Annotated in this window: 10 protein-coding genes; 7 read left to right on the top strand and 3 right to left on the bottom strand. The window is 45.8% G+C overall.

The genetic code is table 11. The features are described 5' to 3' along the window. Positions 1 to 306 precede the first annotated feature (306 nt). From ilvC to NI466_RS05785, 3 genes are all read right to left on the bottom strand, one after another. Positions 307 to 1,323 carry a ketol-acid reductoisomerase gene (gene ilvC, locus NI466_RS05795; RefSeq protein WP_004647451.1) on the bottom strand — a complete coding sequence of 339 codons (1,017 nt, stop codon included), beginning with the start codon at positions 1,321 to 1,323 and terminating at the stop codon, positions 307 to 309. A 104-nt stretch (positions 1,324 to 1,427) separates the two neighbouring features. Next, positions 1,428 to 1,919 (bottom strand): acetolactate synthase small subunit, encoded by a 492-nt coding sequence (gene ilvN / locus NI466_RS05790; RefSeq protein ID WP_004278369.1) that lies wholly within the window; start codon positions 1,917 to 1,919, stop codon positions 1,428 to 1,430. Further along, the gene (locus NI466_RS05785; protein WP_253173030.1) at positions 1,916 to 3,643 is read right to left on the bottom strand and encodes an acetolactate synthase 3 large subunit; all 1,728 of its coding nucleotides are present in this window, start codon (positions 3,641 to 3,643) and stop codon (positions 1,916 to 1,918) included. The genes ilvN and NI466_RS05785 overlap by 4 nt, the downstream gene beginning before the upstream one ends. Positions 3,644 to 4,331: 688 nt before the next feature. Here NI466_RS05785 and NI466_RS05780 point away from each other — a divergent pair. The 7 genes from NI466_RS05780 to NI466_RS05750 all read left to right on the top strand — a co-directional run bounded on the left by NI466_RS05780 (position 4,332) and on the right by NI466_RS05750 (position 14,067). Continuing rightward, complete coding sequence (locus NI466_RS05780) at positions 4,332 to 4,685, top strand: DUF4124 domain-containing protein (protein ID WP_004647450.1); 354 nt, start codon at positions 4,332 to 4,334, stop codon at positions 4,683 to 4,685. Positions 4,686 to 4,808: 123 nt separating this feature from the next. Then, positions 4,809 to 7,430 (top strand): leucine--tRNA ligase, encoded by a 2,622-nt coding sequence (gene leuS, locus NI466_RS05775; protein ID WP_253173029.1) that lies wholly within the window; start codon positions 4,809 to 4,811, stop codon positions 7,428 to 7,430. A 207-nt stretch (positions 7,431 to 7,637) separates the two neighbouring features. Next, positions 7,638 to 8,171: an LPS-assembly lipoprotein LptE gene (locus NI466_RS05770; RefSeq protein ID WP_004647448.1), complete on the top strand. Its 534-nt coding sequence runs from the start codon at positions 7,638 to 7,640 to the stop codon at positions 8,169 to 8,171. 9 nt (positions 8,172 to 8,180) lie between these two features. Then, positions 8,181 to 9,167 (top strand): DNA polymerase III subunit delta, encoded by a 987-nt coding sequence (holA, locus tag NI466_RS05765; protein WP_004647447.1) that lies wholly within the window; start codon positions 8,181 to 8,183, stop codon positions 9,165 to 9,167. A 124-nt stretch (positions 9,168 to 9,291) separates the two neighbouring features. Further along, positions 9,292 to 10,653: a MacA family efflux pump subunit gene (locus NI466_RS05760; protein ID WP_004647446.1), complete on the top strand. Its 1,362-nt coding sequence runs from the start codon at positions 9,292 to 9,294 to the stop codon at positions 10,651 to 10,653. A gap of 2 nt (positions 10,654 to 10,655) precedes the next feature. Continuing rightward, positions 10,656 to 12,632, top strand: coding sequence for a MacB family efflux pump subunit (locus NI466_RS05755; protein WP_004647445.1), 1,977 nt, complete (start codon positions 10,656 to 10,658; stop codon positions 12,630 to 12,632). A 10-nt stretch (positions 12,633 to 12,642) separates the two neighbouring features. Further along, complete coding sequence (locus NI466_RS05750; RefSeq protein WP_253173027.1) at positions 12,643 to 14,067, top strand: efflux transporter outer membrane subunit; 1,425 nt, start codon at positions 12,643 to 12,645, stop codon at positions 14,065 to 14,067. The last annotated feature ends 19 nt before the right edge of the window (positions 14,068 to 14,086 follow it).

Below are 14,086 nucleotides of genomic sequence, written 5' to 3'. Positions count from 1 at the left end.
AATAATCGCCCCAGAAAGACACTGGGATGGTATACGCCCAGTGATGTTATGGCTGGTTTTTATACTGTTGCACTTGCCGCTTGAATCCGCCCCAATAAAAAACCCCGCTTTCGCAGGACTTTTATAGCATAAAAATCAGCCAATTAAGAGATTAGTTTTTCTATTTATCAACGATTTTGTTTGAATCCAAAATATGAAAAAATGGGAAAGCACTGCTTTCCCATTTTTTAAGGTACGCAAACATAGAAATAAAAAACCCACTCAAATTAAGTGGGTTTTCGCATTCAAATCAATTGATTCGAGAAATTAGTTTTTCTCTTTATCTACGATTTTGTTCGCTTGGATCCAAGGCATCATCGCACGTAACTTGTTACCCGTTACTTCGATACCGTGAGCCGCATTTTGACGACGACGAGCAGTCATAGATGGATAGTTCAACGCACCTTCTTGAATGAACATCTTCGCGTATTCACCAGATTGAATACGTTTAAGTGCATTACGCATTGCTTCACGAGACTGTTCGTTAATTACTTCAGTACCCGTTACATATTCGCCGTATTCAGCGTTGTTTGACACTGAGTAGTTCATGTCCGCGATACCGCCTTCGAACATCAAGTCAACGATCAATTTAAGTTCGTGTAGACATTCGAAGTACGCCATTTCAGGAGCATAGCCCGCTTCAACCAGAGTTTCGAAGCCCATTTTAACCAATTCAACAGCACCACCACAAAGAACTGCTTGCTCACCGAAAAGGTCAGTTTCAGTTTCTTCACGGAATGAAGTTTCGATGATACCTGTACGGCCGCCACCTACGCCTGAAGCGTAAGAAAGAGCAACGTTACGCGCATTACCAGAAGCATCTTGGTGAATCGCGATAAGGTCAGGAACACCTGAACCACGTTGGTATTCAGAACGTACGGTGTGACCAGGAGCTTTAGGTGCAACCATGATTACGTCTAAGTCAGCACGTGGAACAACTTGGTTATAAAGAATCGAGAAACCATGAGCAAATGCTAAAGTAGCGCCTTGCTTGATGTTTGGCTCAATTACGTCACGGTAAAGTTGAGATTGGAACTCATCTGGAGTCAAAATCATCACTACGTCAGCTTGTGCTACAGCAGCAGGAACTTCAGCAACTTTAAGACCTGAATTTTCAGCTTTCTTCCAAGAAGTAGAGTTCGCACGTAAACCTACAGTGACATCAACGCCAGAATCTTTCAGGTTAAGCGCATGCGCGTGACCTTGTGAACCGTAACCAATGATCGCTACTTTCTTAGATTGGATGATAGATAAGTCAGTGTCTTTATCGTAAAAAATTTGCATTGCTGTCTCCGCTTAATGCTTGTTTGTCTGTTTAAATCAGGCAATGACCCTTGTATTTACATTGCCTGATACCCCCTTCTTATTAGGATGAGGAAATATTTAAATTAGATGGTGAGTACTTTTTCGCCGCGTGCGATACCTGATACACCTGAACGAACCACTTCTAAAATCGTGTGTTCTGCAAGTGCATCAATAAACGCATCCACTTTTTCAGTGGTACCCGCGATTTGAATGGTATAGGTCGTTGGTGTTACATCGACAATCTGACCACGGAAAATATCTGCCGTACGTTTGATTTCGTCACGCGATGAACCCAATGCTTTGACTTTAATCAGCATCAATTCACGCTCAATATGTGCACCTTCAGACAGGTCAACCACTTTCACCACTTCAACCAACTTGTTAAGCTGTTTGGTAATTTGCTCAATCTTGTGATCATCACCATAAGTGGTCAATGTCAAACGTGAAAGCGTTGGATCTTCAGTCGGAGCAACATTCAATGTTTCGATATTGTAGCCACGCTGTGAGAACAAACCCACTAAACGGGAAAGCGCGCCTGATTCGTTTTCTACGAGTACAGAGATAATATGTCTCATTTCGTGCGCTCCCCTTTAGCCAACCACATATCCTGCATCGACTGACCCGCAATCAACATCGGATAAACGTGCTCGGTACGATCTACCATAACGTTAATAAATACGCACTTGTCGTTAATCGCCATCGCTTCTGCAAGCTTCGACTCTAGCTCATCGGCATGATTAATCTGAATACCGACATGACCATAGGCTTCCATCAGTTTGGCAAAATCAGGCAATGAATCTACATAAGAACTTGAATGACGTCCTTCATAGTTCATATCTTGCCACTGCTTCACCATCCCTAAAGACTGGTTATTCAGGCACAGGATTTTTACATTCAGGCCATATTGCTTACAGGTCGACAGTTCCTGGATACACATCTGAATCGATGCTTCACCGGTGATACACACCACTTGCTGTTCCGGGTATGCAAGCTTCGCAGCCATTGCATACGGCAAGCCTACACCCATGGTGCCTAGACCACCTGAGTTGATCCATTGACGTGGACGTTTGTATTTGTAATACATCGCACCAAACATCTGATGCTGACCGACATCAGAAGTAATGATCGCTTCGCCATTGGTCACTTTATCCAATGCCTGAACCACTTGTTGTGGCTTCATCACGCCATCAACACCCGCTTCAAAACGACCGCCATGAACCTTGCGCCATTCATTGATCTGTTTCCACCATGCCACAATCGCTTCAGGATTTGGCTTAGAAACATTAAGCTGTTTCAACTGGTTCAACATCTCATTCAGTACAGGCTCTACAGCACCGACAATTGGAATGTGCGCCATAATGGTTTTTGAGATTGTCGCTGGGTCGATATCTATATGAATGACTTTAGCATTTGGACAGAATTTTGCAGGATTGTTGGTCACACGGTCATCGAAACGCGCACCCACACACAGAATTACATCTGCATTGTGCATGGTCATGTTAGCTTCATAAGTACCGTGCATACCCAACATACCGATGAACTGTTCATCATCACCCGGGAATGCGCCAAGACCCATCAAGGTATTGGTCACTGGATAACCCAATAGATGCGCAAGCTCTGTCAATTGTGCTGAAGCATTGCCTTGAACCACACCACCGCCTGAGTAAATAACTGGGCGTTTAGCATGGATCAGTTCTTCAATCGCTTTACGAATTTGACCTGAGTGACCACGGAACGGTGGCTGATACGAACGCATCTTCACTTTTTCTGGGTATTCGTAAGCAAATTTCTCTGCAGGATTGGTCGCATCCTTTGGAATATCAATCACTACAGGACCTGGACGACCTGAAGACGCAATATAGAAGGCTTTCTTGATAATCGCAGGAATTTCGCTGGCATGACGCACCTGGAAGCTATGTTTCACGATAGGACGTGAAATACCGACCATATCGGTTTCCTGAAATGCATCTTCACCAATCAGATGACTCGCAACCTGACCTGACAAAATCACCATCGGGATTGAGTCCATATAGGCCGTTGCAATTGGCGTTACCGTGTTGGTTGCACCCGGACCTGAAGTCACTAGCACAACACCGGTCTTGCCTGTCACGCGTGAGTAAGCATCGGCCATGTGACCGGCAGCCTGTTCGTGACGTACGAGATAATGATTGATTCTGTCTTGTTGAAATAGCGCATCATAAATATGAAGAACTGCGCCGCCTGGGTATCCAAAAACATGTTCAACGCCTTCGTCCGCTAATGCGCGAACAAGCATTTCACCACCAGATAGAAGTTCCAACGTGATTCACCCTAATATTATGACACTGCACAAATGGGAGGCATTTGCAGTGTTTCATTTGTTAACTGTCTGCACTGTTATAGCACACAAATTTCATAGTTTTCATAGCAATAGGAAAAAAATCTGATCTCTTGGCTGTTCGAGCAATACAAGACCTAAAACATGTTGGGATAAACATATTTTGCTTAGCTTTGTTCAATTTCTCGGCTAGAGAAATCGCCCACTGCATGAAATGACACTTAGTCGAAGGGTGATCGATTAAGGCATATAAAACTATTGCAGCATTCTTGTGTTTTCAGGCTTTAAAGTCAAGTTTAAAAAACAGGCAATATGCGCTTAAAAACACCTGATTTGCTGTTTTTAACAGCGATCTAGAGCAAAGACAGTAATAAAGAATTAATCTAATAATATTTAATCCAATAAAATTCATAAACTTATATATTTAATTTTATAAATTTTTAGTATGTCTTATATAAAAAAAATGAATGAATTTTTATTAAATCAAGTGAAGTTGTTTATCAATAAATTTTGTGTCTGAAAATTTGCTCACCACTTCTACAAACGAGATGCAGAAGCTGTTCGACTCTTAATCATGAATAGAGCGGATAAAAAATTCATTATTTTTACTGTGAAAATCACTACAATGTTTTGTAGTATTTTATGGCTAGAACACAGAGGCTCAAAAACAATGAAAATATCTTTTTTAACTGCCTTAAGTCTGAGTTGTGCAATTTCTCTAGGCATCTGTAGCAGCAGTGCTTCAGCAATCCAGTATTATAAATGGGTCGATACCAAGGGCACCACGCACTATACGAAAACACCACCACCGAAATCTGCGAAAAAAGCCACCACAGTGGATACCTATGGCTGGAAAAATTCAGCACCAGCATCATCTAGAACTACTGAAACTGAAGTTCAAACCGAGAACACACCTCAAGAACAACAGCAACAAGCCCCTCAAGTTCCTGCGAATCAGGACCAGCAACAACGTGAAGCCAACGAAGCCTTGCAGCAATCTAAAAATCGTGCAGTTGCTTTATAAGACACCTCTATATAGAACAGCGTGTTTTTTCTTCGGGAAATGCCGGCGCAAAATTCACTTTTAGGTACATTTTGCGCTATGCTGTGCAACAGACTTTTTTCACCGTAATTCACTGATACGTTTATGACTACTCACATTGATTCCGAATATCAAGCCAGTGCGATTGAGCCTCAAGTCCAACAGGATTGGGAATCTCGCAAAGCCTTTAAAGTTGCCGACAAAGTAGAAGGTCCACGTCGTTATATTCTCTCGATGTTCCCTTACCCAAGTGGCAAGCTACATATGGGTCATGTGCGTAACTATACGATTGGTGACGTGATCAGCCGTTTCCATCGCTTAAAAGGTGAAACTGTCCTGCAACCGATGGGTTGGGATGCTTTTGGTCTGCCTGCTGAAAACGCAGCGATTGCACACCAGGTTGCACCGGCAAAATGGACATTTGAAAATATTGCTTACATGCGTGACCAGTTGAAAAAACTCGGTCTAGCCGTAGATTGGGATCGTGAATTTGCGACCTGTACCCCTGAATACTATCGTTGGGGACAATGGCTATTTGTTCAGCTTTATAAAAAAGGCTTGATCTACCGTAAGCTTTCAACCGTGAATTGGGATCCGGTCGATCAGACTGTTCTTGCCAACGAACAGGTTGAAAATGGTCGTGGCTGGCGTTCAGGTGCATTGGTAGAAAAGCGTGATATTCCAATGTACTACTTCCGCATCACTGATTATGCGCAAGAGTTACTTGACGATTTAGACACGCTTAAAGATGGCTGGCCACAACAAGTGTTGACCATGCAGCGTAACTGGATTGGCCGCTCACAAGGGATGGACATCACTTTCCCTTCAGCAAATCCTGACGTGTATGCAGATGGTTTAACGGTATTTACTACCCGTGCCGATACCTTGATGGGCGTGACCTATGTTGCAGTTGCAGCAGAACACCCGATGGCGCTGAAAGCGGCTGAAACAAACCCAGAATTGGCTGCATTCATTGAAGAATGCCGTATGGGTTCTGTGGCAGAAGCGGATCTTGCGACTGCCGAGAAGAAAGGCATGGCAACCGGTCTTTCTGTGAAGCATCCTGTGACTGGCGAAGAAGTTCCGGTCTGGATCGCCAACTATGTATTGATGTCTTATGGTTCAGGTGCAGTGATGGCGGTTCCATCACATGATGAACGTGACTTCGAATTTGCCAATAAATATAGCTTGACCATCAAGCAAGTGATTGATGCTAAAGGCGCAGATGATGCTGACTTTGATGCGACTCAATGGCAAGAATGGTACGGCTCTAAAGAAGGCAAACTGGTTAATTCAGGCGAATTTGACGGTTTAGATTTTCAGGGTGCATACGATGCATTTCTTGCTAAATTAGAACCAACAGGCCTGGCAAGTTCTAAAGTTCAATTCCGTTTACGTGACTGGGGTGTATCTCGTCAGCGTTATTGGGGTTGTCCAATTCCAATGATTAACTGTCCATCATGTGGTCAAGTGCCAGTACCTGAAGAGCAGCTTCCTGTGGTTCTTCCGACTGACGTTGTTCCAGATGGTTCAGGTAACCCGTTGAACAAAATGCCTGAATTCTACAAAACGTCATGCCCAAGCTGTGGTGGCGATGCTCGTCGTGAAACAGATACGCTGGATACCTTCGTGGAATCATCTTGGTACTATGCACGTTATGCATCTCCCGACTTTACGGGTGGCATGGTAAAACCAGAAGCTGGCCAAACTTGGTTGCCTGTAAACCAGTACATCGGTGGTGTTGAACACGCGATTCTGCATTTGTTATATGCGCGTTTCTTCCACAAATTGATGCGCGATGAAGGCGTAGTACAAGGCAATGAACCATTCACTAACTTGTTAACGCAAGGTATGGTGCTAGCAGATACCTTCTATCGTGAAGCTGAATCTGGCAAGAAAACCTGGTTTAACCCTGCGGATATCGAACTTGAAAAAGACGAAAAAGGCCGTGTGCTTTCTGCCAAATATAAAGAAGATGGCCAAGAAGTTGTGGTTGGCGGTCAGGAAAAAATGTCGAAATCGAAAAATAACGGTATCGACCCGCAATCGATTATTGACCAGTACGGCGCAGATACGGCACGCGTGTTCATGATGTTCGCAGCACCACCAGATCAATCACTGGAATGGTCTGATGCCGGTGTTGAGGGTGCAAACCGCTTCCTGAAACGTGTATGGCGTTTAGCAACAGGTTTCCTTGAAAAAGCGAATACTGCTGCCAGCATCGACAAAACTGCTCTTTCAACGGCCGCGCAAGACCTACGTCGTAAAACTCACGAAACCATCCAGAAAGTCGGTGATGACATCGAACGTCGTCATGCATTTAACACTGCCATTGCTGCATTGATGGAACTTCTAAACGCGAACAACAAATTTGAAGCCCAAGATGACAATGACGTGGCGGTTGCACGTGAATCGATTACCACGCTGTTAACTTTACTTGCACCATTTGCACCGCATTTAAGCCAGACTTTATTGGCCGAATTTGGCATTGAATTGAATTCAACTTTATTCCCTGCGGTAGATGAATCTGCGCTGACACGTAATACACAAACGATTGTGGTTCAAGTCAACGGTAAACTCCGTGGTAAGTTAGAAGTATCAGTCGATGCTTCTAAAGATGATATTTTGGCTCAAGCCAAAGCATTGCCTGAAGTTCAACAATTCTTGACTGGCCCAACCAAGAAAGAAATTGTGGTACCGAATAAATTAGTGAATTTGGTGGTTTAAGTCCTTACATTCCCTCTCCTTTCAGGAGAGGGTTAGGGAGAGGTAAATATATAAACCCTCATCCTAACCTTCTCCCAAAGGGAGAAGGAACTTTATGAAGGATTTCAAAATTCCCAAACAAAGCCCGTTGCCAGCCAACGGGCTTTGACTTTACAATCCAGTTCAGGATTTCGAATATTCCCCTTCGGGAAGCATAGAGGGCAACACATGCATTTGGGCAAACGTTTAGCAGCAATTGTTTTAACTTGTGGTCTGAGTGCAGGCTTAGTCGGCTGTGGTTTTCATCTGAAAGGGACCAATCCGAGTTCCGCACCTGTTGCTTACTCTGTCATGAACCTGTCTTTACCGCCCAATACTGAAGAACTGCAAGAGAAACTGGCGGTTTACCTCGGTGCTGCAGGTGTACAGCTGAGTAATGCACCCAATGCTTATGTGTTACGTGTCCTGGATTACACCCCTCGCCGTCTGGAACTAAACGGTAAACTGGTTGAAACCTTATTACGTTTAAACGTGACTTTCCGGATTGAAGATGCACAAGGCAATCCAATCACTGAACCACGCACTGTGGTGGCAACACGTACGTATCAATATGATATTGAAACAGTCAACACCGATGACCAGGAACAAAAATATCTGAATCAGGTCATTATTGATGATGTGGCGCAACAGATCGCGCGTCAGATTTCATCGAACCGCTTACCCTTAGCCAAACAAAATACTCCAGCGCAACCTGCTCAATAAGACCACCTTATGAAACTTGATTATCTGCAAGCCCTGAAACGTGTCGATGAAGCTCGCGGTGCTTGGGTATTGCATGGTCAAGAGCCTTTGCTGGAACAGAATTTAATTGACGCCTTTCGCAGCAGCTGGCAAAAACAGGACATTGAACGTCAACGCTATGACATTAGTTCGGTCGCTGACTGGAAAACCGTCTTTAATGCTCTGAACAGTCTGTCGCTATTTTCAACACAGCTGGCGATTGAAGTGCATGGCAATATCAAGCCAGATGCAAGTAGTCTTAAACTGCTAAAAAGCTATTTACAACAAGACAGCGATAATTTGCTATTAGTGGTGATGCCCAAGCAAGATGCGAGTAGCCTAAAAACCAGCTTTTTTCAGGTCATTGATGCCAATGGCGTCAATGTTTCGCTGGTGGCCAATTATCCGAAAGACCGGCAGCAGATTCTGGGTATTGAAGCTGAAAAACTCGGCATTCGTTTAGCCAATGATGCCTGGCAATGGCTGGAACAACATCATGAGCACAACCTGCTTGCGGCAAAGAACAGCCTGATGCGGGTCAGCGATACCTTTGCTGAAATCGATGTGATTCAGGTGGAGCATTTATATGCATGTTTACAAGATCAGTCACGTTATAGCACCTATGATTTGAGCGATGCCCTGCTACAAGGCAATCTTTCCCAGTCGATCAAGATTTTTCAGTATCTGGTCGCTTCAGGTGAACCGATGAGCCTGATTTTATGGAGTCTCAGCAAGGAAATGCGTCTGTTGATGCAGCTGTTTGAACAACCGCAAAATGCCTTGCAAATCGGGATCTGGAAAACCAAAGTCGGGTTATATCAACAGGCCTTGCGCCGTCTTAGTCCGCAGACTTTTCTGGCCTGGCCGGGGTTATTATTAAGAATTGATGCCTCGATTAAAGGATTTGGACATGAGAATCCGGAGCATCTGGTACTACAGGCGATTTCCAGTATCTGTGGCAAGCCCCTATTTCACTAAGTCTTTGTCAAAATTCGAAAAATAAAATAATAATCATTCCTATTAGTTTAAAAAAATACACGATTTATCCTAATTTCGCTTTTATAATCGTTCACAATTCTCTGATTTTGAACCGATATTGATCATGCCAAAAATAAAACCGACGAAATTGATTATGGCCGCCGTGATTGCCATTGCGCTCATCGCTGCGGGGTGGTACTTCCTCAAACCCAAAGAACAGCCTCCGCAATATATTACGGCTGAAGTCACCCAAGGCGATATCGAAAGCTCTGTACTGGCAACTGGTATTCTGGAAGCGACCAAGATGGTCAGCGTGGGGGCGCAGGTTTCGGGTCAGGTCAGAAAAATGTATGTAGAACTGGGCGATCAGGTCAAGCAAGGTCAGCTGATTGCGCGGATTGACTCCGTTCGTCAGGAAAATGATTTAAAAACCGCTGAAGCCAGCATTAAAAATCAGATGGCACAACTTGCAGTAAGACAGGCGAATTTGGCCAAAGTTGAAGCTGAATACAACCGTCAAAAAGCCATGTATGCACAGGATGCCACTTCTCGCTCAGAGCTAGAATCTGCATTTGCGAACTATAAAACAGCACAAGCGGATATTACTGCCATCAATGCACAGATTGAACAGTCACGTTTGACGCTGGCGACTGCCAAAGAAGATCTTGGCTATACCCAGATTGTGGCCCCGATGGATGGCACAATTGTGGCGATTGTGACCGAAGAAGGTCAGACTGTAAACGCCAACCAGAGTGCGCCGACCATTGTCAAACTGGCCAAACTCGACACCATGACCATTAAAGCTGAAATTTCTGAAGCAGATGTCATGAAAGTTGAAGAAGGTCAGACGGTTTATTTCACCACCTTAGGTAATAACGAGAAAAAGATTTACGCTAAACTGCGTCAGGTTGAGCCTGCGCCAAATTCAATTAATACCGATAGCAATACATCAAGCTCATCGTCAAGTTCTGCGGTGTATTACAACGCATTGTTCGATGTCCCGAATGAAGATGGAAAATTGCGTATTGATATGACGGCGCAAGTTTATATCGTGCTGGATGAAGCCAAAAATGTACTGACCATTCCTGCTGCAGCCATTCAAGGTTCAAACCGTCCGCCACGTGCCAATCGTGGTGAAGCTCGTGGTGAGGGTTCTCGCGGTGAAGGCGGCCCGGCATCACGTTCTGAAGCTGAATCGGCTCAAGGCAACCGCCCTGCCGCTGAACGTCCAGCGCGTCTAAACCTGTCTGAAGCAGAACTTGCGCTGATTGAGCAAGGTAAAGCACAGCGTGGCATGGTTCGTGTCTTGCAAGCCGATGGTACTGCAAAACCAACCCCTGTATTAATCGGTTTGAATAACCGCGCGACTGCGCAAGTGCTGAAAGGTTTAAAACGTGGTGATCAGGTGGTGATTGCCGATGGTTCTGATACCTCCAATGATGCAGCAAAACGCGGTGGCAATAGCCGTGGCCCAATGAGAATGTAAGCATGAATTCACAACAACAGCCTCTCCTCGAGGTGAAAAATCTGGTTCGTGAATTCCCTGCGGGTGAAAGCACGGTCCAGATTTTAAAAGGGGTGAATCTGGAGATTTATCCAGGTGAACTGGTGGCGATTGTCGGCCAGTCCGGTTCCGGTAAATCAACCCTGATGAACATTCTGGGTTGTCTGGACAAACCAACTACCGGTAGCTACAAGGTCAAAGGCCGTGAAACCCGCGAACTGGAAGCGGATGAACTCGCGCAATTACGCCGTGAATATTTCGGCTTTATTTTCCAGCGTTATCATTTACTGGGCGATTTAAACGCAGCAGGCAATGTCGAAGTTCCTGCGATTTATGCTGGTGCAGATTCATCTGAACGGCATGCACGAGCCGTCAAGATTCTGACCGATCTGGGGCTGGGTGAAAAAACCCTGAACCGTCCGAGTCAGCTCTCTGGTGGTCAGCAGCAACGGGTTTCGATTGCCCGTGCGCTGATGAATGGCGGTGACGTGATTTTGGCCGATGAACCGACAGGTGCATTGGATAAGAACAGCGGTATTGAAGTGATGCGTATTTTGCGTGAACTGAATGCCAAAGGTCATACCATCATTCTGGTCACGCATGATCATAATGTAGCGAAAAATGCGACGCGTATTATCGAGATTTCAGACGGCAATATCATTTCCGACCAACCCAATGTTCCTGAAGTCGAAGAGCATCTGGAAAAACAGCCGCTAATCCGCAGTGAACAAAAGAAGATTTCTTCATGGCGTTCTGCAGTTGACCGTCTAGGTGAAGCCTTTCGTATGGCCTTGCTGGCCATGAATGCACATCGCATGCGGACTTTCCTGACCATGCTCGGAATCATTATCGGTATCGCTTCGGTGGTCTCGGTGGTCGCGCTGGGCAATGGCTCACAAAAACAGATTCTGGAAAATATCAGTAGTCTGGGGACCAATACCATTACCGTATTTCAGGGTCGAGGCTTTGGGGACAATTCCAGATCTTCACAGTCCAAAACCCTGATTCCGGCCGATGCCGATGCGCTGGCTGAACAACCGTATGTCGATGGCGTCAGCCCATCGGTGAATAGCAGTGTCACCGGCCGTTATAAAGAAATCGAAGCTTCAACCACGGTCAACGGCGTCAGTGAAGATTTCTTTTATGTGCGTGGCATGACTTTCCAGTCCGGTCAGCCCTTTGACCGCAGTAGCGTCATGCAACAGGCACAAGATGTTGTCATTGACACCAATACCAAAAATACCTTCTTTAAAGATGGTACTAATCCGGTGGGACAGGTGATTTTACTCGGTAGCGTCCCGAGCCGGATTATCGGGGTGATTGATGCACAAAAAGGCATGATGGGCAATAATGACAGCCTGAATGTCTACCTGCCGTATTCTACCGTGATGAGTCGTATGCTGGGGCAATCTAACGTTCGCAGCATCATTGTGCGGATTAAGGATGAATATCCAAGTGCGGCGGCTGAAAATGCAATTTTAAACCTGTTGGTACAGCGCCATGGCGCGCAGGATGTGTTTACCCAGAATGCCGACAGTATTCGTGAAACCATTCAGCAGACCACAGCGACTATGACGCTTTTAATTTCGGCGATTGCTGTGATTTCACTGGTGGTCGGCGGGATCGGGGTGATGAATATCATGCTGGTGTCCGTGACTGAACGTACTCAGGAAATTGGGGTGCGGATGGCAGTGGGTGCACGTCAAAGTGATATTTTGCAGCAGTTCCTGATTGAAGCAGTGCTGGTGTGTATTTTAGGCGGTATTTTGGGGGTGCTGCTCTCGCTCGGGATTGGCCAGCTAATTACCCACTTTGCCGGCGGTACTTTCCAGATGGCCTATTCAACCACTTCGATTGTGGCTGCCTTTGTCTGCTCAAGCCTGATCGGGATTGTGTTTGGCTTTATCCCGGCACGTAATGCCGCTCGTCTGAATCCAGTCGATGCGCTTTCTCGCGAATAAGGAACCTGATATGCAAATGAATTTAACCAAGCTTGCCAGTGCCCTGTTGCTGGGAAGCTCGCTGACCGGTTGTGCGGCAGTGGTAAAAACACCTTATGAGCAGCCTGCGATCAATATGCCGGGCAACTTTCAAAATAATAAGGTTTTAAGTCAGCAGATCCATGCCGACATTCTGGCAGATCAATGGTGGACCTTATTTAAAGATCCGCAATTGAACAGTTTGGTCGATCAAGTGCTGGCGCAGAATACAGATCTGGCGGTGGCTGGCATCAGTTTACAGCAGGCGCGCATTCAGGCCAGACAGGCACAAAGCCAGCAAGGCGTCCGTGTCCGTGTCGGTGATGCACGAATTTCAACGGGCCAGCGTTTTGATCTGGAGGGTGGCAGCAATGCTTCGACGGGTCTTTCACTGGGCTATCCGGGCTTAAGCTATGAACTGGATCTGTTTGGCAAACTGGCCAATCAGACTGAAGCGGCGCGCTGGGAGGCCTTAGCCTCTGAAGAAGACTTGCAGGCAACTGCTCAGAGCCTGATCGGCACCACAGCGCAACTCTATTGGCAACTGGCTTATCTGAATGAACGTTATAGCGTGGTACAGCAAAATCTGGCGACCGCGCAAAAAACCTATGATCTGGTGCGAGTGCAATATCGTGCCGGCGCAGTATCCGGTCTGGATTTAACCCAGGTGGAACAGGCGATTCAAAGCCAACAGGCAACCTTAAGCCAGATTGAACAACAACGTGTGGAAACACGTACCGGACTCGCGGTATTGCTGCACATGCCGGTTCAACAGCTCGCGATTCAAGAGCCAAGCCGTTTACCGAATATTCAATTGCCGAGTATTCAGGCTGACTTACCGGCGAGTTTATTGTCACGTCGTCCTGACCTTCGAGCGACTGAACTGCGCTTGCGTAAGGCACTAGCCAATAAAGATGCCAACAAAGCCAGCTACTATCCATCCATTAGTTTGACCGGCAATCTGACCACCGGTATTGGCAGCAGTACGTCCCTCTCGAATGCACTGAAAAATCCGGTTGCAACTTTAGGTGCAGGTCTGACCTTGCCTTTCCTGCAATGGAATGACATGAAACGTGATCTGCAAGTCAATGAGCTGGAATATGAAAAAGCCATTATCCAGTATCGCCAGACCATGTACGAAGCCTTTGCCGATGTGGAAAATGCCTTGTCGAATCGTACTGAGCTCACTAAGCAGGTTGCATTACAGCAACGCAATGTTGAGCTGACAGAAAGAACTGAACGCTTGACTGAAGTGCGTTATCGTAATGGTGCGGTGGCGTTGAAAAACCTGCTGGATGCACAGGAAACTACGCGCAATGCGCGGCTGTCTTTGGTGCAAACCAGACAGAACCAGTACAATGCTTATGTCACCTTGATGCAGGCATTGGGTGGTAGCCCGATTAAACAATTACCTTAACAAAGCTTGATCCATAAAA

It is taken from the genome of Acinetobacter lwoffii (assembly GCF_024129595.1).
Taxonomy (GTDB): domain Bacteria; phylum Pseudomonadota; class Gammaproteobacteria; order Pseudomonadales; family Moraxellaceae; genus Acinetobacter; species Acinetobacter lwoffii_O.
This window is presented reverse-complemented; position numbering and strand designations above follow the sequence as displayed.